Annotated in this window: 22 protein-coding genes; 11 read left to right on the forward strand and 11 right to left on the reverse strand. The window is 65.1% G+C overall.

Going from position 1 to position 25,426, the window contains the following annotated elements; all coding sequences use genetic code 11:
* The first annotated feature begins 205 nt into the window (after positions 1–205).
* The 3 genes from HUA78_RS35825 to HUA78_RS35835 all read left to right on the forward strand — a co-directional run bounded on the left by HUA78_RS35825 (position 206) and on the right by HUA78_RS35835 (position 4,919).
* A complete protein-coding gene (locus HUA78_RS35825) occupies positions 206–544 on the forward strand; it encodes a PadR family transcriptional regulator (protein ID WP_174478231.1) in 339 nt (112 codons plus the stop codon).
* Positions 541–1,491: a hypothetical protein gene (locus tag HUA78_RS35830; protein ID WP_174478232.1), complete on the forward strand. Its 951-nt coding sequence runs from the start codon at positions 541–543 to the stop codon at positions 1,489–1,491. Before HUA78_RS35825 ends, HUA78_RS35830 begins: the two co-directional genes overlap by 4 nt.
* 200 nt (positions 1,492–1,691) lie before the next feature.
* Positions 1,692–4,919: an RCC1 repeat-containing protein gene (locus HUA78_RS35835; RefSeq protein WP_174478233.1), complete on the forward strand. Its 3,228-nt coding sequence runs from the start codon at positions 1,692–1,694 to the stop codon at positions 4,917–4,919.
* Positions 4,920–5,079: 160 nt separating this feature from the next.
* On the opposite strand, the gene HUA78_RS35840 is transcribed toward HUA78_RS35835, so the two are convergent.
* Positions 5,080–7,269: an NBR1-Ig-like domain-containing protein gene (locus HUA78_RS35840; RefSeq protein WP_174478234.1), complete on the reverse strand. Its 2,190-nt coding sequence runs from the start codon at positions 7,267–7,269 to the stop codon at positions 5,080–5,082.
* A 340-nt stretch (positions 7,270–7,609) separates the two neighbouring features.
* On the opposite strand from HUA78_RS35840, the gene HUA78_RS47830 reads away from it, so the two are divergent.
* Positions 7,610–9,730 carry a right-handed parallel beta-helix repeat-containing protein gene (locus HUA78_RS47830; protein WP_174478235.1) on the forward strand — a complete coding sequence of 707 codons (2,121 nt, stop codon included), beginning with the start codon at positions 7,610–7,612 and terminating at the stop codon, positions 9,728–9,730.
* Positions 9,731–9,912: 182 nt separating this feature from the next.
* Positions 9,913–10,533 carry a hypothetical protein gene (locus HUA78_RS35850; RefSeq protein ID WP_174463399.1) on the forward strand — a complete coding sequence of 207 codons (621 nt, stop codon included), beginning with the start codon at positions 9,913–9,915 and terminating at the stop codon, positions 10,531–10,533.
* 75 nt (positions 10,534–10,608) lie between these two features.
* Here HUA78_RS35850 and HUA78_RS35855 read toward each other — a convergent pair whose 3' ends face one another.
* Positions 10,609–11,328, reverse strand: coding sequence for a response regulator transcription factor (locus HUA78_RS35855; RefSeq protein WP_371745741.1), 720 nt, complete (start codon positions 11,326–11,328; stop codon positions 10,609–10,611).
* Positions 11,329–11,747: 419 nt separating this feature from the next.
* Between HUA78_RS35855 and HUA78_RS35860 the strand changes: the two genes are divergently transcribed.
* Positions 11,748–12,107: a hypothetical protein gene (locus HUA78_RS35860; RefSeq protein WP_174467736.1), complete on the forward strand. Its 360-nt coding sequence runs from the start codon at positions 11,748–11,750 to the stop codon at positions 12,105–12,107.
* Between the two features lie 447 nt (positions 12,108–12,554).
* Entirely contained in the window at positions 12,555–13,799 is a 1,245-nt protein-coding gene (locus HUA78_RS35865) for a polysaccharide deacetylase family protein (RefSeq protein WP_174478236.1), read from the forward strand.
* 65 nt (positions 13,800–13,864) lie between these two features.
* Here the strand turns inward: HUA78_RS35865 and HUA78_RS35870 are convergent, their stop codons facing one another.
* From HUA78_RS35870 to HUA78_RS35880, 3 genes are all read right to left on the reverse strand, one after another.
* On the reverse strand, positions 13,865–14,374 hold the full coding sequence (locus HUA78_RS35870) for a hypothetical protein (protein ID WP_174478237.1): 510 nt from the start codon (positions 14,372–14,374) through the stop codon (positions 13,865–13,867).
* 739 nt (positions 14,375–15,113) lie between these two features.
* Complete coding sequence (locus tag HUA78_RS35875; RefSeq protein WP_174478238.1) at positions 15,114–16,025, reverse strand: DUF2381 family protein; 912 nt, start codon at positions 16,023–16,025, stop codon at positions 15,114–15,116.
* Positions 16,026–16,064: 39 nt separating this feature from the next.
* Complete coding sequence (locus HUA78_RS35880; protein WP_254624084.1) at positions 16,065–17,894, reverse strand: serine/threonine-protein kinase; 1,830 nt, start codon at positions 17,892–17,894, stop codon at positions 16,065–16,067.
* 239 nt (positions 17,895–18,133) lie between these two features.
* Between HUA78_RS35880 and HUA78_RS35885 the strand changes: the two genes are divergently transcribed.
* A complete protein-coding gene (locus HUA78_RS35885; RefSeq protein ID WP_141647533.1) occupies positions 18,134–18,484 on the forward strand; it encodes a helix-turn-helix domain-containing protein in 351 nt (116 codons plus the stop codon).
* Here HUA78_RS35885 and HUA78_RS35890 read toward each other — a convergent pair.
* The 5 genes from HUA78_RS35890 to HUA78_RS35910 form a co-directional block, all read right to left on the reverse strand.
* On the reverse strand, positions 18,476–19,642 hold the full coding sequence (locus HUA78_RS35890; protein WP_371745742.1) for a serine/threonine-protein kinase: 1,167 nt from the start codon (positions 19,640–19,642) through the stop codon (positions 18,476–18,478). The genes HUA78_RS35885 and HUA78_RS35890 overlap by 9 nt on opposite strands.
* A gap of 246 nt (positions 19,643–19,888) precedes the next feature.
* Positions 19,889–20,188: a hypothetical protein gene (locus HUA78_RS35895; RefSeq protein ID WP_174478240.1), complete on the reverse strand. Its 300-nt coding sequence runs from the start codon at positions 20,186–20,188 to the stop codon at positions 19,889–19,891.
* Positions 20,185–20,637 carry a hypothetical protein gene (locus tag HUA78_RS35900; protein WP_174478241.1) on the reverse strand — a complete coding sequence of 151 codons (453 nt, stop codon included), beginning with the start codon at positions 20,635–20,637 and terminating at the stop codon, positions 20,185–20,187. The genes HUA78_RS35895 and HUA78_RS35900 overlap by 4 nt, the downstream gene beginning before the upstream one ends.
* 12 nt (positions 20,638–20,649) lie before the next feature.
* A complete protein-coding gene (locus HUA78_RS35905) occupies positions 20,650–21,183 on the reverse strand; it encodes a M15 family metallopeptidase (protein ID WP_174478242.1) in 534 nt (177 codons plus the stop codon).
* Positions 21,183–21,467: a hypothetical protein gene (locus HUA78_RS35910; protein WP_174478243.1), complete on the reverse strand. Its 285-nt coding sequence runs from the start codon at positions 21,465–21,467 to the stop codon at positions 21,183–21,185. Before HUA78_RS35910 ends, HUA78_RS35905 begins: the two co-directional genes overlap by 1 nt.
* 229 nt (positions 21,468–21,696) lie before the next feature.
* Between HUA78_RS35910 and HUA78_RS35915 the strand changes: the two genes are divergently transcribed.
* Positions 21,697–23,043 carry a hypothetical protein gene (locus HUA78_RS35915; protein WP_174478244.1) on the forward strand — a complete coding sequence of 449 codons (1,347 nt, stop codon included), beginning with the start codon at positions 21,697–21,699 and terminating at the stop codon, positions 23,041–23,043.
* 9 nt (positions 23,044–23,052) lie between these two features.
* Here HUA78_RS35915 and HUA78_RS35920 read toward each other — a convergent pair whose 3' ends face one another.
* A complete protein-coding gene (locus tag HUA78_RS35920; protein ID WP_174478245.1) occupies positions 23,053–23,331 on the reverse strand; it encodes a hypothetical protein in 279 nt (92 codons plus the stop codon).
* A gap of 425 nt (positions 23,332–23,756) precedes the next feature.
* Between HUA78_RS35920 and HUA78_RS35925 the strand changes: the two genes are divergently transcribed.
* Positions 23,757–24,605 (forward strand): FRG domain-containing protein, encoded by an 849-nt coding sequence (locus HUA78_RS35925; RefSeq protein WP_174478246.1) that lies wholly within the window; start codon positions 23,757–23,759, stop codon positions 24,603–24,605.
* Positions 24,606–24,792: 187 nt separating this feature from the next.
* Positions 24,793–25,398, forward strand: a complete 606-nt coding sequence (locus tag HUA78_RS35930; RefSeq protein WP_174478247.1) for a hypothetical protein — start codon at positions 24,793–24,795, stop codon at positions 25,396–25,398.
* The last annotated feature ends 28 nt before the right edge of the window (positions 25,399–25,426 follow it).

Here is a 25,426-nt window from a genome sequence, read left to right on the forward strand (position 1 = left end):
GGGACTTCTCCTTGTTTTTGAGGTCTCCAGCGGAGGGGCCGCTCTCGCCGCCCGCTCGCCCTGTGTCCTTCCTGACGGAGGCCCGGGAACTTCATTCACCTGGCCGGGAGGTACGTGCCCTCGGCACCCTTCCTCACGAGGTCGCCAGCTCCCACGGGGACTGGTGCCCTTGCGGTACTGTGCGCCGCACAGTACTGTGTTCCACATGGGTCAGGCGGAGTCGTTCAGCAAGCTGGAACTCGAGCTGCGCCGTGGAGTGGTGGTGTTGGCCACCCTGTCGCAGCTGAGAGCACCTCGCTACGGGTACGAGCTGCGACAGGCATTGGCGGACAAGGGAATGCCGATTGAAGAGGGCACGCTGTACCCCTTGCTGCGGCGTCTGGAGACGCAGGGTGTCCTGCAGAGCGAGTGGAGGATCGAAGACGGGCCACCGCGGCGCTACTACGCGCTGAACGCGGACGGCCGGAAGCTGCTCAAGAAGCTCACCGACGCCTGGCAGGGCATGAATGACGCCATGGAGAAACTCCTGAAGGAGGGGCAATGAACGCGAATGACGTGCTTGAGTCCTACATCACCGATGTCGCCGTGCGATTGCCACGCAAGCAACGCGACGATGTGGCGTTCGAACTGCGTGCATTGCTCACCGAGGAGCTTCAGGCCAGGGCCCTGGCGGATGGACGCGACGCCGATGCGGCCATGGCCACGGAGCTGCTGCATTCCTTCGGTCATCCGGAGGTCGTGGCGGCGCGCTACCGCCCCCCGCTGACCATCATCGACCCAGCGGATGCGCGCGGCTTCCTGCGGGCGACCGTCATCGGACTGGCCCTCATCTGGTGCGCCGGCTTGCTGACGCACCTGTGGCAACCCCTCCAGACTGGGAGGGGGGTGCCCCAGGCGCTCGGTCAGTGGTGGGTGCACACGGTGGTGGGGTCCTTGTGGTGGCCTGGATTGCTGGTCGTGGGCTACGGCGGCGCTGCCTGGGTCCGCCGCCGGTGGCCTGACACGTCGAAGTGGAAGCCGCGTGCGGAGGATCGAATCCAGGGAGGCCGCGCGGCCATGGTCCTGGGCATCGTCGGCGTCCTGAGCGGAGTGTTCGTGCTCCTCGAGCCGACCTGGGTGCTGGACATCTGCTTCGGGGGCCGGGCAGCTCCCGCGGCGTACGAGGCGCTCACCTACGCCGACGGTTTCCGTCAGCGCCAGGCGCCCTGGTTGCTCGTGCTCCTCCTGATCAATGTCCCCATGTGGCTCGCCGTCATCGTGAGCGGGCGGTGGTCCACGGGCATGCGGCGCCTTGAGACGGGACTGAGTTTGCTCACGTGCGCGGTGATGGCATGGACCGTCCTGGATGGCCCGGTCTTCCGCACGGAGGTGAGCGACCGGACGGTCCGGTTCTGCCTGGTCCTCATCATCGCCTCCGTGCTGCTCCACTACGGCATCCGGATGTTCCGGACCGTTCGCCCTGCTCCATCCCTCCGCGGCATGCATGGATGACGACGTGCAGGGTGGAAATGACCCTGCCTCTACAACGTCTGTCATGGCGCATAGGCTGCGCATCGCCGCGCGCGTGACGTGACTCGTTCCTCCTCGACCTGGCGTCTGTCGTTGCCCGGGTCTCCCGCCCGCCCTCGGTCATCTCGTCGTCAGGAACGGAGGCGCCTTCCCCTGGAGGGCGCCCCTTCAGAGGGACATGCATGAAGAGCAGTTCGACAAGCGCCGGCCGGCTCGGGTGGCTCGCGGTGTGTGCGTGGTTCGCGTGGGGCACGGGGTGCTCGGCGGGCCCCGCCGAAGAGGGACGCGAGTGGGACGAGCGTCCCGGGGTCGTCCACTCCGCGGAGGGGACGTTGGGTCAAGGGACGGTGGCCGCCGGGCGGCTGCACACGCTCGCGCTGCGCTCCGACGGCACGGTGTGGGCCTGGGGCAGCAATACACATGGGCAGTTGGGCAACGGCACCACACGCTCGGCGTCGAGGCCCGCCTGGGTCTGGGGGCTGAATGACGTCGCCGCCGTGGCCACGGGGGAGCTGCACTCGCTGGCCCTGAAGGCGGACGGCACGGTGTGGGCCTGGGGCTTCAACGACCGGGGCCAGTTGGGGGACGGGACGACCACCTCCCGAGCGGTGCCCGTGCGCGTGCCTGGGCTGACGGGCGTGATGGGCATCGCGGCGGGCTTCTCCCACTCGCTGGCGGTGAAGTGGGACGGCACGATGTGGGCGTGGGGCAACAACGCCACGGGGCAGCTCGGCAATGGGCTGACAGCGAACCAGCCGGTGCCGGCGCAGGTGCAGGGACTCGGAGGGGTGAAGGCCATCGCCGCGGGCAATGCGCACTCCCTCGCATTGAAGTCGGACGGCACGGTGTGGGCCTGGGGAGGAAACGCGGACGGGCAGTTGGGGGATGGCACCACGACGTCGCGCCACGTGCCCGCGCTCGTCGCGGGAGTGGCGGATGTGACGGCCGTCTCGGGCGGTGGCTCACACTCGCTGGCCCTCAAGGTGGATGGCACGTCGTGGGCGTGGGGCAGCAACGCCTTCGGTCAGTTGGGGGACGGCACCACGACCTCGCGCCACGTGCCCGTGGCCGTCGCTGTGTCCGGCCTGGCCCGCCTCACCGCGGTGGTGGGGGGCGGACAGCACTCCGCGGCCCTGGGTGTGGATGGGACGGTCTGGACGTGGGGTAGCAACACGCGTGCGCAGTTGGGGGATGGCACCACGGTGTCGCGCCTGCTGCCCGTGGCGTTGGGGGGCCTGAGCGGAGTGATGGGAATCACGGCGGGCGGTGGCCAGCACACCGTGGCGATGAAGGCCAATGGAGAGACGTGGGCGTGGGGTGGCAACAGCGAGGGACAGGTGGGCGATGGGAGCACGCTGTTGGCGCTGGTGCCCAAGCGAGTGCTGAGCCTGTCTCGCATCGAGTCCATCTTCGCGGGTGGGTACTACTCAGTGGTCGTCCGGGACGGAGGGACGGTCTGGACCTGGGGTTCGGATCGGCTGGGGGAGTCGGGGGATGACATTCCCACCCTGAGCCCGGTGCCCACGCGCGTGACAGGGCTGACCGGCGTGGTGAGCGTGTGCGGCTCGGGTCATCTGCTGGCCATCAAGGGCGATGGCACCCTGTGGGCCTGGGGCGCCAATGGCGCGGGCCAGCTCGGGGACGGAACCACGGTGTCCCGCACGAGCCCCGTCCAGGTGCCAGGGCTCACCCAGGTGGTCAGCGCGTCGGCGTCGGGCCATTCCCTGGTGGTGAAGTCGGACGGGACGGTGTGGAGCTGGGGAGCCAATTCACAGGGGCAGTTGGGCGATGGGACGTCCACGGCGCGTTCGGTGCCCGCGCAGGTGGCGGGGCTGTCTGGGGTGGTGGCCGTGGCCACGACAAGCAACCGGTCAGTGGCGCTCAAGAGCGATGGCACGGTGTGGTTCTGGGGCTTCGTCGGCAACGTCTATCCGTTGCAGAGGACACCCGCGCAGTTGGTGGGGCTCACGGGGGTGGTGGCCTTGTCCGGTGGGTATGACCATGTCCTGGCGCTCAAGAGCGACGGCACGGTGTGGGCCTGGGGCTCCAATGGCTCGGGCCAGCTCGGCGATGGCACCATCACGCAGCGGCGCCTGGCCGTCCAGGTGGTGGGGCTGACGGGGGTGGTGGCCGTGGAGTCGGGGAACGACGACTCGGTGGCGCGGAAGGCGGACGGCACGTTCTGGAAGTGGGGCTCGGGTCAGCGGACCCCCGTGAGGGCGGCGTCCCTGGATGGAATGACGACCGTGAGCCTGGGCACCCTGCACGCGCTGGGGCTCAAGCCGGATGGGACGCTCTGGGCATGGGGTTCCAACAGCTCTGGCCAGCTCGGGCTCGGCATCGCGACCTACTTCGGTCCGACGACGACGCTGCCTCCCCATCTTCGGGAGGTCACCGTGGGAGATTTCTACTCGTTGGCCGTGAGGAGCGATGGGACGGTGCTGACCTGGGGCGCCAATAGCTCAGGTCAGTTGGGTGATGGAACCACGGCGCTTCAAGCCTCGCCGGTGCAGGTGTCGGGGCTCGACGGCGTGGTGGCGGTGGCCGCGGGCAACTCGCACTCGCTGGCGCTGAGGACGGATGGGACGGTGTGGGGCTGGGGCGCCAATCACCTGGGCCAACTGGGGAATGGGACCACCACCTCGAGCCCGCTGCCAACGCCGGTCGTGGGGCTCGTGAGCGTGAAGGCCATCGCGGCGAACAGCACCCATTCCCTGGCGTTGAAGCAGGATGGGACTGTGTGGAGCTGGGGCTTCAATGGCGCGGGCCAGTTGGGGGATGGGACGCGAACCCAACGGCAACTGCCCGTGCAGGTGCTGGGGATGTCGAGCGTGGTGGCGGTGTCCGCGGGGAACGAGTTCTCCCTCGCGCTGAAGGCGGATGGCACCGTGTGGAGCTGGGGTTACAACTTCAATGGTCAGTTGGGAGATGGCAGTACCACGTTCAGCTCGAGTCCCGTCCAGGTGTCCGGCCTCTCCGGCGCGCAGGCGATATCCGCGGGACGCAGCCATTCGCTGGCCAGGAAGGCCGACGGGACGGTGTGGGCCTGGGGCTCCAACCAGAACGGCACCCTGGGGGATGGCGGCACGACGCCGCGACTCGTCGCGGGCCCCGTCGTGGGCCTCACGGGCGTGGTGAGCGTGGCGGCGGGACCGATGTCCGTGGCCATCAAGGCGGATGGGACGCTCTGGGTCTGGGGCACACAGTCCACGGAGGACGGGACGATTTCCCGGCGCTTCGTTCCCGTCCCGATGCCAGGGCCCACGGGCATCGTCGCCGCGTCCGCGCGAAGCGGCCACACCCTGGCGCGAACCGCGGATGGGACGGTGTGGGGCTGGGGCCACAATGCCTATGGCGCCCTGGGCAACGGCATCACCGGAGAGCGGAGCGAGCCCTTCCAGCTCTGGTGAGCGCGGCGGTCCGCCACTCGCGCATGTCTGGAATCAAGTGGTGACTTGAACTCTCGGATGTTCGGCCGGGCCCGCACTCGAACAACGCATGTTCGAGGGCGGACCCCTGGCGCTTCGTGACGCGAGCCCCCACCCTCCGAGGCCTTGGACGCGCCGTGGGCTACTCGATGGGCGGCGGGCAGGAGTGGGGGCAGTCGTATCCGAAGGTGCAGCTATCGCACGAGAGCGGCGGCATGACGCTGATGGTGAGCGGGAGCGTGCTCTGCCCGAACGGTTGATTGCCCTGCATGAGTCGCCACTCGAACAGGTAGGTCCCCGTCAGCGGGGGGGCGACGGCGGTGAAGAGGAAGGTGGTGTCCTCGCCCGGGTCCACGACTTCGTAGGGCAGCAGCGGGACTCGGGCCACTCCCCAGAACAGGTTGTCCACCGGGTTCTGGGAGCCGAGCTCGACGGGCGTCTGGGCGCTCCAGCTTTTGGTGCCCCAGTTCTTCATCCGGACGGAGAACTGGAAGCTCTCCCCTGGGGCCACGGTGGCGGGAACCAGGGTCTGCTCCACGAGCTCCGAGGCGAACGCGGGGGACTTCACGTTGACGGAGAGGGTCAGCTCGGGGCCGAACGCCGCGCCGTTTCGATGCATCCTCCACCGGTAGGTGAAGGGTCCTGGCGTCAGGGGCGCGGTGGGCGTGACGGTGAACGTCTTGTGCTGGCCCAGGAGGATGGCGTCGCCTGGAGCGAGCACCAGGCTCTGCGCCCCGTCGAGCGAGACGCCGTGCGTGCCATTGGCCGCGCTCCAGAGCGTGGTGCCGGTGTTGGTGACGGAGACGGAGGCGTTGAAGGGCTGTCCGGCGACCACGGTGGGAATCCTTCCGTTGGAATCGCGCTGGAGTGCGCCGAGGGCGGGGGTGTCCAGGAAGCCGCCCAGAATCTGTTGGCGGAAAGGGAGGAAGGTTCCCGTCAGCAGATTGGAGAGGAGGAAGCGCGGCTCGTCGGGTGGGGCGGTGGGGTCCGGAACTTCGTTGGTGTGGACGAAGGACGTTCGGATGGGGGGGAAGGTGCCGATGGCGCCTCCCAGGTCCGCGAAGCTGCTGCGGTTGTGGCAGCCGGCACAGGACAGCGCCTGGGCGCGCGAGACGACCTGCTCGGGACTCAGCGGGCTACCGATGCGCTGGAGCTCCGCGGCGATGGCGGTGGCGAAGCGGTTTTCGGGAGGACCGAAGAGGAACTCGTTGAGGTAGTTGTCCGAGGCGTTGAACGACTCCGAGTCGCTCTCGGCGTCATTGTAGATGTCGGGGACCTCATAGTTGAAGCGGTTGATGTCATCGACCGCGAGGCTCGCCACCTGGGTGATGAAGTACTCGCGGAAGCTCACCGCGAGCGGCTCCGTGTTGAAGATGTTGAAGAAGTCGCCGCGCGGGTTGGCTTTCACGGTGACGGGCACGAAGCGCAGGGTGCAGCCGGTGGGGCCACACTGCCGCTTGAGCTTGAACTCGTGGAGCATCCACGGGGCCGGCGGCCCCTGCTGGATGAACTGGTTGGTGCGAACCTGTCCCTCGCCCAGAGGGTTGTTGCCGTAGTGATTGGCGTGGACGACGGGGACATGGCCGGGGCTGCTGGCCTCCAGGAAGAAGGACTTCACGCGGGCGCGGCGGGCGACGGGGTCCGTGAGGGTGGAGAAGCTCGCCCAGGTCTGGGCGATGGGGCGGCAGCCCTCCAGACCCAGCTCGCGGCGGGGGTTGGGAAGGACGGCCTCGAAGATGACCAGGTTGCGGTCGGGGGGCGGGTGGGCGAAGACCATGCGGTATTGGCCGCAGTTGGCGCCATCGGGAGGGGCCAGGTCGAAGCGGTTGAAGAGGCCAATGAGGTTGTAGCGGTCCAGGACGGACCCGTTGCCGAGGACCGCCTCCCTCCCCTCGGACTGACGGCAGTGATAGGGCGCCCCATTGAGCGTGAAGATGTTGTCGCTGCAGTGCGCTCCGCCTGGGAGGTCGGCCTCACCCGGCGCGGGATTCTGGGTGTCCCAGAGCTGGCGGTAGAGCTGCTCGGCGGTGAAGCCCGTGCTCCCGGCCTGTTGGACCAGCTGGTTCATCACCATCCGGAGGGTGATGGTGGAGACGGTCGCGAAGTCGGTGATGGCGAGCGAGCGGCGCGGGTCGAGCGATGCGGACGTCGTGGAGGGTTGGTCGGCCAGGGGCGTGGTGTGGAGCCCGCCGCGTTCGGAGTGGGGAGACGCCGCGGAGGCGGAGCCCAGGCTCGCGAGGAGCAGGCTGACGCCCGCGAGCCGCGAGGCGGTGAGCCACCGGAAGGTGTGGCGTGAGTGCGGGACGGTGGAACGGGATGGTGGGTGATGCATGGCTGTGGCCTCGGAGACACCGATGTCCACGCGGCATTACGCAAGCAGGCATCAACCTGGTTGATGTGAACCGGCCGGTTCCTTCCGTCGACGAGCAGGTGTTTCGTCGGAGAGACAACCCATGGGGCCAGTTCGGCCAGGGTTCCGTGTCCGACGTCGTCCCAGGCTCCTTGCCACGCACCTGATCCGAGCTGCCTGGCGGGTGGCGGGTGAATGGCCGGTCCCCACTCGCTCACATCTCCTCCGGAGCGAACTCCCCTCATCGAGAGGCTCCAGAAGTTTCCAATGCCACTCAGGGGGGAAAGCAATGTTTGGTGTGTTCAGACGTATTGGCGGACTCGTGGCCCTCACAGCGGGGCTCTGCGGGTATGGCGCCTTTGCCCAGGAGCAGCAGCCACAGGCGGAAGCGCCACCGCCCGTGCAGCAGGCGCAGCCGGTAGAGCCACAGGCGGAAGCGCCACCGCCCGTGCAGCAGGCGGCCCCGGTGCCCGAAGCACCCGTCGCCAGTGAGCCTTCGGTAGCGGAAGGCGGTGGTGCCGAGACAGTCCCGGCGGCTCCGCCCGAAGCCGAGTCGCTCCCGAGTCCCATCGATTCAGGGCAGGAAGCCGTGGGAGGCAGTGGCATGGACGCGCAGGCCGTGCCGCAGGAAACGCAGCCCACCATTCCCGATGACTCGGGAGCGGTGATGGGCGAGCAGACCGCTCCCGTCGTCCCGCAGGAAGCGCAGCCCGCCATTCCCGATGACTCGGGAGCGGTGATGGGCGAGCAGACCGCTCCCGTCGTCCCGCAGGAAGCGCAGCCCGCCATTCCAGATGATTCGGGCCCGGTAATGGGAGAGCAGACCGTTCCCGTCGTCCCTCAGGAAGCGCAGCCTGCCATTCCGGATGATTCGGGAGAGGCGATGGGTGGAAGTGGGTCGGAGCCAGTCGCCCCTGCGACAGGAGAGGTCGTGGGGGAGATGGACGCTCCGACGATTCATCCCGAGGCCGCGCCAAATCAGGCGGTCCAGGTGCCACCCGAGCCCGTGGCGCCGGAAGCGACGATGCCCGTCGAGTCTCCTCAGGCCTTCGTGAAGGAAGGACCACCGCCCCAGGTGCCTCAAGCCAAGGGGTCGCCAACCGCCACCTCATCCCAGGCACCGCGGCCGGCGACACCGGCTCCCGCTCCCGCCCAGCCGGCGGTGGCGGCGAGTGCGCCAACCGCCATGGCCTCGACGAGTTCGGCCATGACGGCCGCAGGGGGCCCACGGAAGGAATGGCACGTCAGCAAGGCCGGTAACGACAAACAGGCGGGCTCGAAGCAGGCGCCTTTCCGCACCATCCGTCGCGCGCTGACCTCCGCCCAACCCGGGGATGTCATCCGGGTGCAGGCAGGCGAGTACCCAGGGAACATCGTCATCGATGGCCCCGTGCGCGGAGGCCAGCCCGGCGCTCCCATCCGCCTGGTGGGAGAGGGCCGCGTGCGCATCGTCCCTGGCGGCGAGCGCGGCACCCTCGTCCAGCTGCGGCGCCCCTACTGGCGCGTCGAAGGCTTCGACGTGGACGTGCGCAAGCAGAAGCGCTTCGCGGTCGCGTTCGAGCGGGACACCCAAGGCTCCGCGTTGCTTCGCTCGACACTGCACGGTGGCGCGCTGGGCGCCGGCGTCAGCACCGCCCTGGGGGCGCGGGGAGTGCTCATCGAGGGCAATCACATCCACGACTTCCGCAAGACGGGCGGGGGCGACTCGCACGGAGTGGTGGTGCAGGCCACGTCGCGGAACATCACCATTCGCGGGAATGACATCCATGACACCTCGGCGGATGGAGTGCAGTGCCTCAAGCCGGACAACCGCAATCAGGCGCCCGCCGACGGGGTCCGCATCGAGAACAACCACCTCCACCACACCCGCGAGAACGCGGTCGACATCAAGACCTGCCGCAACGTCACGGTGGTCGGCAACCGGATGCACGGCTTCCGCAAGTCCCGCTCCTCCGCAGGCGAGGCGGTCGTCGTCCACTACTCGGCCAGCAACGTGCGCGTCGAGAAGAATGGCATCTCCGACGCGGGCCGGGGCATCTCGGTCGGCGGCATGAAGGAGGGGCCTGACCCGAAGAACATCGTGGTTCGTGGCAATCGCATCAACGGCATCTCCAAGGCCGGAGGCAGTGATGGCACGGGCATCCGCGTGGAGAACGCCCAGGGCGTCCAGATTGAAGGCAACACCGTCGAGGGCACGGCCGGATACGGGATGATGCTCGGGCTGGGGTCCAACAACGGAGCCCCCAGCAAGGACGTGCTGGTGCAGGGAAATACCGTCCGCACGGCGAACCTCGTGCGCCTCGGCAACAAGCGCCCGGGGCTGCGGATGGACAACAACCGCTACGCGCCCAACGGCAACTTCAAGTCCGAAGGGAAGGAGACGAAGAGCATCAACGACTGGAAGAGTTTGTCCGGCGTGGACAAGGCCTCCAGCCAGCAGTGAGGTATTTCAGCGTTCCTCTGTCGGAGCAACGAAGCCCCCGTGGCACACCGCCATGGGGGCTTTCCCTTGAGGACGGCCCAAAGTGCCATGTCGCAACAGGATTGCGCTTGGGCCTCGGATTCCCTCTTGTCATCCAGGCACACTCCCAGAGAGACTGAGCCCACTCTCCGGGAGTTCCGCGCATGAAATCCATCTCCAGTCATCCCTGGCGGCACATCCTCACCACGTGTCTCGCGCTCACGCTGGGCGCGCTCACGGCTGCCTGCATGGGGCTGGAAGCGGAAAGCTCGGAGTCCTGGACGCAGCAGGACGAGTTCTTCGAGGGCTCCGCCATGGGCGAAGCGAGCTACAGCGTCCACAACTGTCCGGCCGGCCAGGAGTGGGACGCCACCTGGGGCTGTCAGCCGGCGTGGGGCGTGTCCTGCTACTACACGCGCGGCTCGGGCTATGTCGGCTTCGAGCCATTCTGCAGCAAGCTCCCCTCGACCTCGCCCATCCCCCACAACACCAAGGTGTGCTCGACCACGCGCGGCGGTGGATGGTGCGGGACCGAGCCCAACTGCTACTCGTGCCCGGTCCACTGCTCCGTCAACCGAGGCCCTGAGTGGTGCGGCGGCGAGCCCAACTGCTACCTCTGCCCCCTGTCCTGTGAATCCACGCGGGGCCAGAACTGGTGCGGCACGGAGCCGAGCTGCTACGCGTGCGGCCCCTCCTGCTCCAGCACGCGCGGCACGGGCTGGTGTGGCATCGAGCCCAGTTGCTACACCTGCACCAACGGCGGCGGAACCTCCGAGGGCGGCTGAGCGCCTCGGAGGCCCAGCGAGGGGCCACGGACCATCGTCCCGTGGCCCTCCGCGATACCCGACACATCCATACAATCAACAGCGGTCGCCGCGTGCCTCCGGCGTGTCCCTCACGTCGCCACCAAGCAGCCTCACGATGAGCGCCACCCGCGAATTGACCTCGAAGCGCCGGTAGATGGATTTCGTGTACTGATTCACGGTGAAGCGGCTGATACCGAGCTGAGCCGCGATTTGCTTGTCACCAAGCCCGGCCAGGAGCAGCTCCAGCGTCTGGCGTTCTCGCCGAGAGAGCCTGATGCCGTAGGCCCCATCCCCCGTGATTCCTGGTGCGCCGAGGAGGGTCCCCCACTCCGTGTGGAACAGGTGGAGCAGCTCGCGGTCCGCGGCATCGAAGGGATGCCTGCCTCGCCCACGGTAGACCCCGATGCACTGCACCACGCCGGGGAGCCTGGACCACCGACTCGAATACACCGAGTCATCGAGGCCTGACGGGTAGAGGAAGTGCTCGACGTAGGGCGCGTCGTACCAGGTCCGGTCCCCGACGAGTTCCTGCCTCATCGCGGTGATGACGGCGCCTGGAATCGACGGACGCTCCATCAATGAGCGGATGGCCGGATTGCTGTCGCTGCCCATCCGCTGGAGCGCCTCGAGCGCTGGCAGCGCGCTGCCTTCCCACCCTTCCAGGACGATGGCCGTGAATTCTCCGTGCCCTCCCGGCCTGAAGTCGCGCTCCAGGACGAAGGCCCCCGCCTCCGCCCCCAGGATGCGGAACACACCAGAGAGCAGATGCCGCACACGCGTCTGCCGCCCCTCTGTCAGCTCACGCGCCTCATTGACCAGACGAACCAGTGCACGAACCTGAGAACTTCGAAGGCTGCCATCGACCATCGGACCTCCCGAATCGCGCCCCATGGGGCATCCCTTATTTTAGCGAATTACACGATTATCCACTTTAAATCAGGAGGGGCCCGCTGAACCTCACAACCCCACTGAAAGAGAGAGGCGCATGAAAAGTCAGCTCAAGCGAATGGCTGCACGACCCGAAAGGGCTACAACATCCCCCCTGCCATTGAGCACCCACGGCAACAAGACAGTGAACGTCTCCGCCCATGGCGCCACGTCCTCGAACAACGTGGGCTGCGCCCACCGCTCCGGTACGAGAGTCCGAAGCCATCAGTCCGTCCGAGACAGACACCCATTCGGAGAGCGAGGCAGTGCGTCCCCAGGAGGTGACTCCAGAAGAGGCAGTCGCACGACTGGATTCCCGATTCTTCAACGAGAGGGTGGACCTGGCCTGGAGTCAGGAGGCCACGCGGCGCGCGGAGCGACTTCGCGCCCAGCTTCCCCACGGGGCGCGCTTTGTGTCCATGGAGTGCCGCGGTTCCATGTGCCGGCTCGAGATGTCCCATCCCAGCCTGGAGACCTTTCAGCACTTCATTCGCGAGGGGCTCGTCCATGACACGAACGCGTGGGAAGGCCCCTTCATGGCCGCGCTCAAGAGCCCTCCAGGCCAGCTTGGAGCAGTGGAGGCGGTAGCCTATCTCGCACGCCCGGGAGCCGACCTGGCGCCCTGAGCGACACAAGCACATGGAATCGCAACACGCGCAGGGCAGCAGGCTGACCTCGATTGCAACACAACCACCGATGGGGAAACGCTCTCCTGTCCTTCCCCATCCTGGGTGCCAACGACGGCGCCATCTACGGAATGCCTGACAACAGGACCCTGGTCGCGATTGGCTTGACGAAGACGACCTGCCCGATTCCCTGAATTGAGGCGCAGCCCGCTGGAGCCTCCGCCGAGCTCGCCCCAACGCCCCGCCAGAAGCTCGGCGCGCCGGACTGTCACCAGAAGAGCGCGGCACGCCGCTCCTCCCTCGGCCCCCGGGCCACCAGGCCCACGTGAGGCGACGGCCGTGCACATGGTTTCAAGGGAGGCCTTCGCGCCGAAGACTCGTGCGCGCACGGTGCGGATGTCCATCCTCGGCTGCGCGCGCACGGGAGCAGCACCCTTCATGGAAACCATGGGCACAACCCGAGCCCTTCTGCCCGGTCAGGTCATCGTCTCGCTGAACTTCGATGACTGCCTGGCAACCCAGACCACGGGGGCCGCCCTCATGGAGGCCCGTGGAATGCGTGGCACCTTCTACGTCCACAGCACCCGGATGGGACTGTCCGGCCGCCTTACGCTCGCCCAGGTGCAGGCACTCCGGGACGCCGGGCACGAGATTGGCGGGCACACGCTGACACACCCGCACCTCACCGAGCTTTCGGCCGATGAACAGCGCCGGGAAATCTGCAACGACCGGGTGGCCCTGTTGAACGCCGGCTTCCGCGTCACTTCGTTCGCCTACCCCTTCGGCGACAAGGACTCGACCACGCGACAGATTGTCATGGATTGCAATTACAACTCCGCACGGGAAAGCGGCGGACTGCGCACCTCCTCGAGCGGCAGCAGCCCGGCCGCCGAGCCCGTGCCACCCTCGGACCCCTACGCCATCCGGACCCATGGCTCCGTGCAAACCACCACCACGCTCACGGACCTGAAGAACTACGTCCTGCGCGCGGAGGAGTCGGGGGGCGGCTGGGTGCCCATCGTCTTCCACCACATCTGCGGGCCGTGCAATCCACCGCAGACCTACTCCATCTCGCCCACCCTCCTGACGTCATTCCTGGACTGGCTGGCCCCTCGCGTCTCGCGGGGCACCACCGTGGCCACCATGGACGCGGTCATCGGCGGCGTGCTGAAGCCACCCGTGAGCTGGCCACCCACGCAGCTCTTGCGGAACCCGTCGCTCGAAACGGACCTCAACGGGGACGGGACACCGGACTGCTGGCAGCGCGGCGGCTTCGGCTCCAACACATTCACATGGACGCGGACGTCGGACGCGCATGGGGGGAGCTGGGCCCAGCAGGTGCGCATCACCGCCATCTCCAGCGGCGACCGCAAGCTCATCACCCGGCAGGACGACAGCACGTGCACGCCCACTCCGGCGACGGGGCATCACTACCGCATCTCCGCCTGGTACAAGGCCACCACGTCGGTCAGGTTCAAGGCGTACTACCGGACCAGCGCGGGTGCGTGGGAATACTGGGCCCAGGGTCCCCTGCTGCCCGCGCGCACCAGCTACACCTTCGCCGAGTGGACGACACCGCCCGCCCCTTCCGCGGCCCGGGCCCTCAGCGTGGGATTGTCCATCGACCGGGTCGGCACGCTCACCATGGATGACTTCGCTCTCTCGGACGTGGAGGCGAGCGCGTCCCCGTGAGCTGCGGCATCCAGGGAGCGGCATCGCGTCAGACAGCGCCGGGCGTGTGGACGAGGGGGCAGCGTTTACTGGAGCAAGGCCCGGAAGGCGTAGACGAACCCGGCAAGCCCCCCGCCCAGAAACAGGATCATCCCCCCAACGAGAGCCACCAACTCCAGGCGCTCCCTCCAGTTCATGGGAGGCACTGCCGGCTCCCGCGCGTCCTCCTCGGTGAAGGGATATCGCGGCGCATCCGTCACGGCATCGAGCAGATAGGATTGACTGAAAGCCACCGCGTAACCGCCCTCCCACCTGTTGAGATACACCTCGATGACGGTCGCCTCCGCCAAGGTATCGACATGCTTCCAGTCGATCCCGCTCGGCGGCACCAGGTCCCCGTCCCTGAGGCAACTCACCTCGAAGCTGATGCGCGAGGAGAGCAAGGCGGGGTCGCCACGGAACACCCGCGCGACCCGCCCTTCCACCACCGCCTCGCCCGGCGTGGGAGACGGCAGCACGACACGGTCGACCTCGACTTGAACGTGCAGGTCCGCTTCCAACGCGGCACGGGCGTGATAGTGGGCGGGAACGGCCATCGCCCCAGCCTATCCCAATCATTTCCGCCACGCTGTCTGGCCCGGGGCGCACACGTGCTCCCGCGGTCCAAGCTGTTGTTGCGCGGCAGTCGCGCGGGATTGAGACAGCGGACTGACAGGAGCGCGGGAATCCGCCTTCCATCCATACACACCCAGGAAACATCAGTACTTGTGTGGCGTCTCCGCGTCCGCGAGGACGACGGACAGCCGCGCACCGATGGCCTGATGAACCGGCCACCCCAGCGCGCGCTCCGGGCACCCGCCGCGAGAAGGGGCGCAGCGGCGGGCACGACTTGCCGCAGTCACCTTCCCATGAGGGGTGTCCCGCTCGCGGTCGTCCAGGAGGAGCAGGCGGCCACGCAGCCCAAGAAAAAGCCCAGCAACCCGTACTGGATTGCTGGGCTTCTCACTGTGGAGGCGGAGGGAATCGAACCCTCGTATGGACGGTGCGAAAACCCAGCAGAATCGCGCCCTTACCTCGTAACCGTCCGGAACGACTCAACTTCGGTATCCCTCCGCGTCCCATCTCGTCCCGACCTGTTCCAGTCCATTCCGCAGGCTCGTGCGACATACGTGCAACATGGGAAGGGTGCCTTCATGGGGGCCACCTCCACCCGGTTCAGTCGCGACCTACGGGAAGGCCACATTACCAATCGTCACCGTGCGCGCCCCATCAGCCTCCCACAGCATGCGCGGATCGCATTCATCGGTGCCCAGCTCCACCGGATCCAGCCATCCCCTATGGGAACGTCACACCGCTGAGGGTCACGGTACGCGGCCCGGCATCCTCCCACAGCTTGAGTGAGTAGCTCCCTCGGGAGGCATCGGCAGGGGCCTCGGCTTCAACCACCACTCGCCGTGGTTCGCCTAACGTGACGGGCGCGACCTGCCATACGCGAAGCACCTTCACTTCAATCCCAGTGCTGCTGCGAAGTGCCGCGCCACTCGCCACCCACGGCGCTTCACTGCGCTGAGCGGTCAGCCAAATCTCCAGCGCCACTCGATTCGTCGAGCGGTAGGTGTGAATCTTGTCTGCGGCAAGGGCGTTCTTCGGACCCGAGGTAACCGACTTGGTCACAATCCGCCCGGCCAGACCGCCGACGTCAACACTGCCCACCGCGAGCAGTCCCGCCAGCCCTCCCGGGGCGCCATGCTCTGACTTGATGCGCGCATTCTCGTCCTGACAGCGCAAGGTCTCCGCCCGAGCTTCCCTCGTTTCTTCCTGGTACGACTCGACCGTTCTCTTGTTTCGGTACACCTCAACGAGTGCGTCAGCACGCGCGGGATGAACCACGAGCAAGAATGAAGCGCCGACGGGTGCCGCTCCGTCGCGAAACCTCACCGCCACGCGGAACTTCTCGCCTGGACTCACGCGCGCCGATGGGACCAACCGCATCGTCGTTCGCCCTGAATCTACGTTCGAGAAGAAATCCCGCCCCTCAAACTCGGTGCCTTCCAGCACCAGTTCAGAGTCGAAGAGTAGAACCGTGGACAAGCCTGGGCTTACGGCCACCTCAACCGACGCTCCGGACACATTCGGCTCCAGCTCGATGCGCCGAGCCCCTTCACCCGAGGCCGTAGCTCCCTGCGCTGTCGATGCGCCTGCAACGAGCCAGAGCCCCAGGAGAATGGCCGATGATGATGCATGCATCCGTCTGCGACTCCCGCACGTTATCTTGCGCACACCACATCACTCGAACTCGCGCACTGCTCGTACTTCCCCTGTCGAGAAGACTCGGGCCGACGTAGGGCTGTCATCGCCCGATTCCCGCTCCAAGCCCTTCACGTTTCCCTCGGCTAGCAGTTCCAGGCACACCGGGAAGCTCTCACCTCCAGGTGTGCGAGCACGGGTGAACCGACCATAGACGCGGTCACTCACCGTGAGCCTTCCCGAGAAGATGGTGCCAGTCGGCATCCGCTTCCACTCGCCGAGCAACAGAAGTTCCGTGGCTCCGTCCTTCACGGAAATGACTTGGGCTCCTCCTCTGGGACCAAACGTCGCGCCATGGTAATCGCCCGTTTCGATACCTCGCGCATCCATCGCTTCGACTGCGCCTGACGGGCACGGTGCGGGTGGAGGCGGTGGGCGAACCTGCGTGCCTGGGCAACCCAGTGCCGAGCAGGCCACCGCCGCGGCAACGGCTCTACTCATGATGCCCGCCCCCTTCTTCGCGGGCTTCGGGGGCATCGGGGTTTCGGTCTTCTCCATCATCACGGTTGTGGCCTCGGGAAGCATCGCGGGAACGGCGACGACCGCAGGGGTGGCCTCCGTTCGGGGCTGGGAAGCTGTGGCGCTAACAGAAGTATTATGTCTGTCAAGTCGCGCTACTTCCTGACGGGTCGGTACCGCCCCCGCTACGCGTGACGTCCGCCAGCTCCACGCAGCCACCAAGGCGACAAGCACGAGGGCAACGGCCACCACCACTCCCCGCCGCCACGAACTCCGCGCCCGCACCGGCACGCGCTCCGTGGCTGTGCCTCCATCCGCCAGAGGCAGAGGCTTCTTCTGAGGGCGCCTGCCTCGACGGGGACGCTTCCGCAGCTCGTTGACCCACTCCTCCAAGCCGCCCAGGTCATCGTCCTTGTCCGGGCCACCGTCCGTCGTTGCCGTGTCCTCTCCATACGCGTCGCACAGGGGCACGTCCCACGCGTCGTCCGCACGCTGAAGTGCCGCCTCCAGTTCCACGCAAAGCGCCTGGGCGCTCGGAGTCCGCGTGGCCGGCGTCTTCGCGAGCAGCCGCAGGCACACGTCACTCAGCGCTTCTGGCACGCGCTCGTTCACCTCGCGGGGTGACACAGCCGCGTTCGCAATGACGACATCCGGCAGCGTGAAATGCTCCCCCTCGAAGGGGCGATGCGTGGTGAGCAGGACGTAGAGGACGACTCCCAGTGCCCACAAGTCGTCGGAGGGACCGGGCTCGTAGCAGGCTCCCGGAACCTTCACGTGCTGGCGGAAGTACGTCCACGCCTCCGGGGAACGGTAGTCCGGCGTCCCAGGGGGAAGGACGTCCGACGTGATTTCCCGCGCGCCCTCGTAGTCGCCCACGCCGAAGTCCACCAGCTTGGCCACCCCATCGGAGCGCACCATGACGTTGGCTTCCTTGACGTCACGATGAATGACGCCCGCTTCGTGAGAAGCCGCCAGCGCGCGCGCCACGTCCAGCACCATGCGGGTCACCTGCCGAGCGGACGGGTTCTCCTCATTCGCCCACGTGCCCAGCTCGCGCCCTTCTACGAACTCCATCGCGATGACCGCGAACTCCGGCGCCGCCGAAGGCCAATAGCCGAGGCCGCGAATCCCGACGACGTTGGGGTGACTGAGGCGCAGGAGAATGGAGACCTCACGCTCCACCCTGTCCTTCACGCGCGAGAGGTCCAGAAACTTCAGTGCGGCACGCTGGCCGTCCAAAGAAGCCAGGTACACGGCACCGAAGCCGCCACTGCCCAGGCGCCGCTCCACCGTGTAACCCATCACCTGGGCACCGGGCGCGAGGACCGCGAGAACTGGCCCTCCCTTCATGGCGTTCCACTCCCCAACCCCACGGCATCAGCCTCTCGCATCAATACCCTCCCAACAGAGGGACATGTTACCAGACAGCCCCACTCACCAGGGAGTCCGTCCATTCCATGGGAGCGCCGGTTGAGACGTCCCAGGTCCATAAAGGAATGTCGCTCCTCCAGAGTTCACCTTCGCGGGTCCGTCAGCTACATAGGAGCCTCGCTCCAATCTCGAACTCCTGCCCTCCGGTGGATGCTCCCATGAATGAAGAACTGGCAGTCACCATCGGCGCGGCGGCACGAGCCGCGCGTCAGAATCTCGGGCTGACTCAAGCCGAGGTGGCCGAGCGCGTGGGATTGGTCCCCATGGTCTACAGCCGGCTGGAGCGAGGCAAGATGCTGCCCAGCGTCCCGTCCCTCTATCGGCTTTGCCGTGAACTGGGCGTGTCCCCTGAAGTGATGCTCGACCTGGGTGGTGAGAGCAAAGGCAACAAGTCGCGCGCCCGTGAGGAGGCGACGCCCGAACTCCGTCGCTTGCAGCACCTCGCGCGGAAGCTGGATGCGGAGAAGCTGGATGCGCTCCTCCACATGGCCACCGTCTTGTCACGATGACGCAGGGGTGACCTTGGCGAGCGCCTTCAGCTCATGCTCGTCCAACCCTTCCGGGTACAAGCCGCTCTCCCCGAACTCGACTTGGTCTCGCGCGCATCCACCCTCGGCCACGACACGTGCCGCTTCCGCTGCCGCTTCGTGACGCCCGTATCCAGGGTGCCTCTTCATCAGTACCGCACGTAGCGCCGCACCCATGTCCGCCGACGTCGCGAATCGCTCCCCCGGCGCAACTCGCAGGGCCGTGTGCAGCAACGCTCGAATGTCTGGTGCCAGTGCGCCCACGGCTTGCTCGACATCATCTGGACCGAACGAGGAGAGCAGCACCCTCATCTGCTCCAGCGGAAGAGAGGGGGTGTACTCCATACGCAGCGGGGTCACCCCTTGGGGCGCACGGACCGCCACGTCCAGCGCGAAGAGATGCCGGCCGGTGAGCAACTCCGTCAGGAGGACGCCCAGGGAGAAGACATCGGAGCGCGGGGTCAACGGAACTCGCTCCAGGTACTCGGGTGAAGCGTAGGCGACGTCGCCCCGGACAAGACTCGCGGGAGACTCTTCCCGGCCAATCACCAAAGAGTACGCCGCTCCGAAGTTCGACAGCTTCACCTCGCCGTGCGGACCGACGAAGACATTCCTGGGATTGACGTCGCGGTGGATGATGCCGAGCGGCTTGCCACCCTCCCCCTTCAACGAGTGCGCGTAGTGCAGAGCGTCCGCCAGCTCCGCGCCCACGTAGAGGGCAAAGGCTCCTGAAACAGGCTTCCCCCTCACAACGGAAGCACTCACCAGCGTGTCCACCGAGGGGCCGTCCACGTACTCCATGACGACGTGCACCCTCCGAAGGTGGATCTTCGCGAGATGCACCTGGGCAATGCTGGGGTGGTGGAGGAGGAAGGCGAGCTGAATCTCTTCGGCGAGGCGCTTACGCCCCATGAACGTCGAAGGATTCGGCAGGCGCCTCACCAGACAGAGGCCGGGATGCGGTTCATCCATCGCGAAGCGGTGGGCCAGGAGCAACACTTCCCCCGACGGCATGACGGCCAACTTGCGGACCGCCTCATACCGGAATGTCCCTACCTTGAAGAGTGGGAAGGGTCTTGGTGGCTGCGATGTGCTGGAGGGCGTGGAAGGGGTGCTGCCGCTATCAGTGGACCTGGGCACGAGTCCTCGGGGGCTAGGGGGCAATGCACTGGTGCAACCCGAGGATTCTTCGCGGACTGAACCTAAAAAGTCTAGTCCACAGTAAACCTTAAACTCCCCTGAAGAGCGAATCGTGCCGCAGTGCAGCCCCTTTGCGCCCACGAGCCGACCTGTGCCTTAGTCCGTCCGGGCGGCTGCGGTGTATGCGTTGTTCCACGGCGTTGCGAGGTCCAAGACCAACCGCGCCGATTCCGCAGTCGCCCGCTCTCAGTTCGCTAGCTTCGCAACGGCGAACCCAGCACCGAGCCCCAGAACCAGCGCCACGACGGCGACCGTGAAGGGCGTATCCCTGGCCTGCTGCCGCAGCTCTTCGTTCTCCGCGCGTAGCCGCTCAATCTCGGCAGCCGTGCGGACACAGCGGCTCTCGGACAACCAGCAGCCGCCTTCGACCTCGACGGCTGCCGTCCCACCATCCGGAAAGAGCTGAGCGCGCTCGACGCCGATGACCTCCGAGCCCGACGCAGGAACCGCGACGAGCACCACCAGCACGAGCGCGCCGAGCTTCACCGGTCGCCTCTCCTGTCGAGTTGCTCCAGGACGGCAATCGCCGCGGCCTTGCCCGCGACCTGGCCTGCGGCAATCTCGCCCGCCTGCTCGGCGCTCTCAATCACGGCGCTCCCGAAGAGGAGACGCTTGACGAGCGTGAAGCCACCGGCAGCCGTCAGGGCCACCTTCACGGCGGTCAGCATCAGGGAAAGCGAGAACGGCGCCCCAGCGGCGAGCGCGTTCGCCACGGCACCAGCCAGCGAGACGCCGAGCACCAACACCGCGCCGCCCCGGTCCGTGTTGAAGAAGGGAACGAACGTGCCACCGAACTTCCGCAGGAGGAAGACCAGGAGCACCACCACCAGGGAAGCGACGAGCGCGTAGTTCTGGCTCGTCACCGCGTTGAACAGGAGCTGCGCGAACACTTCGAACTGCTCGGGACTCGGCCCGATAACACCCACGTCAACCATGTTGCCTCCGAGTTAGAAGCCCAGCCGTTCCAGTTCGGCCGCGAGCTTCGGGTTTGCGGCACGCCACTGCGGCGACTTGCGCTCTTCGTCGAGCCGAGCCAACACAGCCGCGACCGAACTGCTCTCCACCAGGGTCCGAAGGGGCGTGAGCTGAAGCGCGCTCACGTAGCCCGGCCACTGCACATGCGGCGCGTCGCCGAACCTCCCGCCCCAGACGAGCCCCGCATTCGTCGATTCCTCGCCCAGCACGCGGTACGCCGGCAGGCGCCAGTCGGGCTGAACACCGGGCTTCGTGTCCCCGTCACAGACGAAGTCGAATGCCAGCCCGTAGTTGTGAGGGGACAGCCCCGCCGCAGACGCCTTGCCGCCCTTGCCCGCAAGGAAGAGGCGCCGCAGCTCGGCCTGTTCTTCGAGGCTGCGGAAGCCGTAGGTCGCGACGTAGCTCACGCCCCGGGCCTCGCAACGCGCGATGACCTGAAGGGCGACAGAAACGAGCGGCAGGTAGACGCGGTCAAGGTCGACCCGCTTGAAGTTTGCCCTGACCATTAGGAGTTCCCTTCCCTGACCTGGGTCATGCGGAGAAGCTCCAACTCGACGGTCTGCCGGACCTGGGCGGGAAGCCCTACGCTGAACTCGTCGCGCCACCGACGCAGCGCGCCCAGTTCCACCGCGAGGGTATTGATGCGCTCGTCTTGACGCGCGACCTTCTCGACCAGAGAGCGGATCTCCCCCACGAGGGACTTCGCAGCCCAAGTGAGGACGCCGACCCCCGCCGTTCCGAGCAGGGAGCCGACTACGAGCTGAACGGTCTGAGTCTCTTCGGAGGTCACGGCGTCACCAGGGGAGGAGGTTGCCCCTGGTAAATGCGTGCGACTTCCAGGATTGGCTCAAGCGCTCAGCCCGGCGGCCCCAACACGCGTCCCACGTGAGGTATGCTTTCCGCTAAGCACCACACCAACAACAAGGCTCGCCCAGATGACACACCAAGGAAAACTTCGGGAAATCATCTCATCAATTCTAGTCGAAGGCTCGTGGCGAATCATCCAGGAGAGATTCGCCGTGCTCGAACTGGACTGGCGAGATGATCTGAGTCCTGGCTGGGGGAAAGGAAAGTACGTCGAGCATGTACTCAAAGACCTTCCAGACGCCAAGCTCATCGAACTAGCCAACAAATGCACCACAAATCTCCCCGCCGAAGGAAAAACTCGACACATTGATGACATCCTAGAGAGAATCACCACAAATGACCGCCAGGCAATATCAAGAGTAACCAGAATCTCTCTCGCCACAGCATTTGAGGGCAGAGTCCTCACGCCCAACGTCGACTTCGACGGCTTCATTGGCAGCATAGGCTTTGAGCGAGACAGCGGCATCTACACATCATTCAGGTACGATCCCAACGGACAACTAGTCAGTTCAGATTTTTTCTCATCCATCAAAGTCCCAGCAACGCACCGAGAAGCACTTGAGGCATTCGGCTTTCTGGATTGGTCAGATCGCCGTGTCATCTCTTTTCTCGAATCTCTTATCCACCCAGAAATTCGTCGTGGCTCCGAACAAACTGAACTAGCAGCCCTCATAGACACTCATTTGCGTCCAGATGGACTAACCCCCAGAGTAACAGGCATCATATCTGGACATCCTGTATTTTCGATTCAACGGCTACATTCGTCCCGCCACGACAGACCCAAGAACATCATCTTCGCATCTAGTACGAAGGGCTTCAAACCAATCATCGGGCTCGCAGACGCTCTCGACAACGAACTAATCGTTCTCGAAAATGAGGACACATGCTTAGTGTACGATGACCCCACCCCTAACGAGGGGCTCACCTGGGTGCGGCTTGCCGACTGGTGGGCAAAAAAGCAGAAAATCTCAAACACCGAAGAAGCAAGAAGAAGCCTTGGCGCCCGTCTACAAGAAGCACTCTCATCTCCACCGGAGCGTCTCTTTTTCTCCACTTACTTCCGAACAATAAAGCAAACACTGGGGGAAAAACTGCCCGCTCTAATTCCCCAAGTCTATGTGCATTACGACCCCAAGACTCAGGACGAGAGGAGGCAGAAGCGTAAATTCCTAATCCAACGCATGGACTTTCTACTCCTTCTTCCTGAGAACCGGCGCATCGTAATCGAAATAGATGGTAAACAGCACTACTCGATCACGAGGCCATCCACCAAATACGACTACGTAGACGCAACAAACACCCCCCACCCGCCCATGCCTCATATGAGTCTACCAAGCCCTCAAGTCTATGCCGACACCGTGCGCGCCGACCGCGAGTTGCGATTGCGCGGATACGAAGTATATCGCTTTGGTGGCTACGAGCTACGCGATAGGACGTGCGAGCGCCTTGTCAGCGACTTCTGGGACGGACTGTTTCACACGCATGGATTAACATCTTGAGCGAGCCCTTTAGTCACGAGACTTGAGACCGTGCGCGAGCAGCCCCTTCACGACGTAAGTATTCGCGAACTGAACAGCGATCTCCGTCACGTCACCGACTGCCGTTGGCTCGGCCCGTACCACGCTGCTCGGCACGAAGCATTCAATCTCTTCGCGGCTGCGGAAGCCGTAGGTCGCGACGTAGCTGACGCCCCGGGTCTCGCAACGAGCGATGGCCTGAAGGGCGACCGCGACGAGCGGCAGGAAGACGCGGTCAAGGTCGACCCATTTGAAGCTTGCCTGGGTCATCGGGAATCCCCTGCCCCGGCTCGGGTCATGCGGCGAAGCTCCAACTCGACGGTCTGTCGGACCTGGGCGGGAAGCCCGACGCGGAACTCGTCGCACCACCGACGCAGCGCGCCCAGTTCCACCGCGAGGGTATTGATGCGCTCGTCCTGCTGGGCGACCTTCTCGACCAGAGAGCGGATCTCCCCCGCGAGGGACTTCGCAGCCCATGTGAGGACGCCGACCCCCGCCGTTCCGAGCAGGGAGCCGACTATGAGCTGAACAGACTGGATTCTTCGGTGGTCACAGCATCACCAGGGCATGGGGTTGCGACTGGTAAATGCGTGCAGCTACTGGGAATGGCCCAGCCTCAAGCCAAGAAGTCTTCACCAGCGCCACTTGCGCGTGGCACTATATCCTCACAGAAGATCCATTCTGGAGGAAACCTGATGCCCAGCAGCAAGACGTTCGAGAACCTCGGCCAACGAGGAAATCAGGGAATGAAGTGGAATCCCACTACATCGACGCTGGTCGTCACGACTCCTCACGCTCTCGTCCAGGCAGTCGGGTATCTGAAATACGCGCGCCGGAATGAGGGGGCAGTCTACTTTCGCGGACAAAACAAAATTCATCCCAAGATGGTTCCCGCGCTCTATCGCAATCTAGCCAGGGAAAGTGGAAAAAACAAAAGAGAAGCACTACTTAATAAATACATAGAACAATCACGAACCCAGCAGGCATTCTTGGACAACACCCCAGAGTACGCACACGAACCAATCCTTCAGCACTATGGTGTCAAGACGCGCTGGCTGGACCTTGTCGACAACGTTTGGACAGCGCTCTGGTTCGCGTGTCAGGATGCTTACGCCTCCGGCCTCTTTGGTCAATACCTCCATTTCGCCCCAACAGTCTCACCAAAAGCATTTGTAGTCCTCATGCAAGCAGGCGATGGCACTCCTGAGGCGGACAAACCAGGGCTCCTCCGAACCACACATGCAGAAATTGTTGATCTCAGAAGGGCAGCCCCGTCAAACTATCTTCGCCCGCACGCCCAGCATGGCATCCTGCTCCGTCGACGCAATTGCAACACCTTAGCCAAGACCGACCTCAACGACTTAGTAATCGGAACAATTGAGATAGAGATTTCTCAAGCCAGAGCATGGCTCGGGACCGGAGACCTTGTCTCAACCCGTCACTTCTTCCCTCCGCCCCTTTATGATGGCGGCTACGACAAACTCCTTAAATATCCAATCATTGGCAACAAGTTCATAGGCGCCGTCAATCACATTGGAGCCTAACACGAAGACACAGAGGCAACTCAGTCGACCCGGCGCGCAGTCCTATGCTGAAAAACAATGCAGGCAAACACTCCTTCAGGATGACCACCGTGAAGGTTCTCGGCTGGCGTCTTTCCTAAACAGGGCCCCATCAGGTGGGCTAAAATGCAACCGCATCGCGACCGAAGACCGAGGCATGGGATTAAGGATGAGCAAAAACAACCGTCAAAACCGAAAAAAGAAGAAGCAAATGAATCTCACAAAGCAAAAGCAACAAGATCACCACAATCAATCAAGCCCCCACAACCCTGAAGAAGTCCGGCCGGAAGACATCAATCGGGCTGCTCGCAGCATCAGCGACGGACCGGTGGGCTTGGCCTATCATCGACCACAGGCATGGGCGCAACCACATACTTGCTACGGCAACGTCCTTGAGATGATGCGCCGCGAGGGGGGCGTTGGACAGAGTGGATGGATGTTCCTCATTCGAATGCGGGCGGGGGTTGGGTATTACATCATCGCCACACCACACGCGGTTTGGCGCCCCCCACATGACAACATCCTAGTCGACGTAACTCCGCACCCAGACCCGAAACACGCGCCTGTAATGCAGAATGGCGATGTGGTCTTCCTTGTCGACAACAGCGCAAACATGGTGGAAGTTACCGACGACGTAGCTCTTTCCCCTCCCCTCCGGCTCTTCGCTGTCGGCGACTCGCCAGCACTGGTGGAATACGTTGCAGGGAAGAATGAAAAATACGCAGATGAGTTCGAACGCGAAAAACGAAACGCTCTTGAACACGCAGGCCGCTAACGAACCTTACGCATAATTCCTCTGAGCA

Source organism: Myxococcus sp. CA033 (assembly GCF_013336625.1).
Taxonomy (GTDB): Bacteria; Myxococcota; Myxococcia; order Myxococcales; family Myxococcaceae; genus Myxococcus; species Myxococcus llanfairpwllgwyngyllgogerychwyrndrobwllllantysiliogogogochensis.

Coding starts and splice junctions, on each gene's coding strand:
- HUA78_RS35825 (WP_174478231.1), top strand. CDS start 206: ATGGGTCAGGCGGAGTCGTTCAGCAAGCTGGAACTCGAGCTGCGCCGT.
- HUA78_RS35830 (WP_174478232.1), top strand. CDS start 541: ATGAACGCGAATGACGTGCTTGAGTCCTACATCACCGATGTCGCCGTG.
- HUA78_RS35835 (WP_174478233.1), top strand. CDS start 1,692: ATGAAGAGCAGTTCGACAAGCGCCGGCCGGCTCGGGTGGCTCGCGGTG.
- HUA78_RS35840 (WP_174478234.1), bottom strand. CDS start 7,269: ATGCATCACCCACCATCCCGTTCCACCGTCCCGCACTCACGCCACACC.
- HUA78_RS35850 (WP_174463399.1), top strand. CDS start 9,913: ATGAAATCCATCTCCAGTCATCCCTGGCGGCACATCCTCACCACGTGT.
- HUA78_RS35865 (WP_174478236.1), top strand. CDS start 12,555: ATGGGCACAACCCGAGCCCTTCTGCCCGGTCAGGTCATCGTCTCGCTG.
- HUA78_RS35870 (WP_174478237.1), bottom strand. CDS start 14,374: ATGGCCGTTCCCGCCCACTATCACGCCCGTGCCGCGTTGGAAGCGGAC.
- HUA78_RS35875 (WP_174478238.1), bottom strand. CDS start 16,025: ATGCATGCATCATCATCGGCCATTCTCCTGGGGCTCTGGCTCGTTGCA.
- HUA78_RS35880 (WP_254624084.1), bottom strand. CDS start 17,894: ATGAAGGGAGGGCCAGTTCTCGCGGTCCTCGCGCCCGGTGCCCAGGTG.
- HUA78_RS35885 (WP_141647533.1), top strand. CDS start 18,134: ATGAATGAAGAACTGGCAGTCACCATCGGCGCGGCGGCACGAGCCGCG.
- HUA78_RS35900 (WP_174478241.1), bottom strand. CDS start 20,637: ATGGTTGACGTGGGTGTTATCGGGCCGAGTCCCGAGCAGTTCGAAGTG.
- HUA78_RS35905 (WP_174478242.1), bottom strand. CDS start 21,183: ATGGTCAGGGCAAACTTCAAGCGGGTCGACCTTGACCGCGTCTACCTG.
- HUA78_RS35920 (WP_174478245.1), bottom strand. CDS start 23,331: ATGACCCAGGCAAGCTTCAAATGGGTCGACCTTGACCGCGTCTTCCTG.
- HUA78_RS35925 (WP_174478246.1), top strand. CDS start 23,757: ATGCCCAGCAGCAAGACGTTCGAGAACCTCGGCCAACGAGGAAATCAG.
- HUA78_RS35930 (WP_174478247.1), top strand. CDS start 24,793: ATGAGCAAAAACAACCGTCAAAACCGAAAAAAGAAGAAGCAAATGAAT.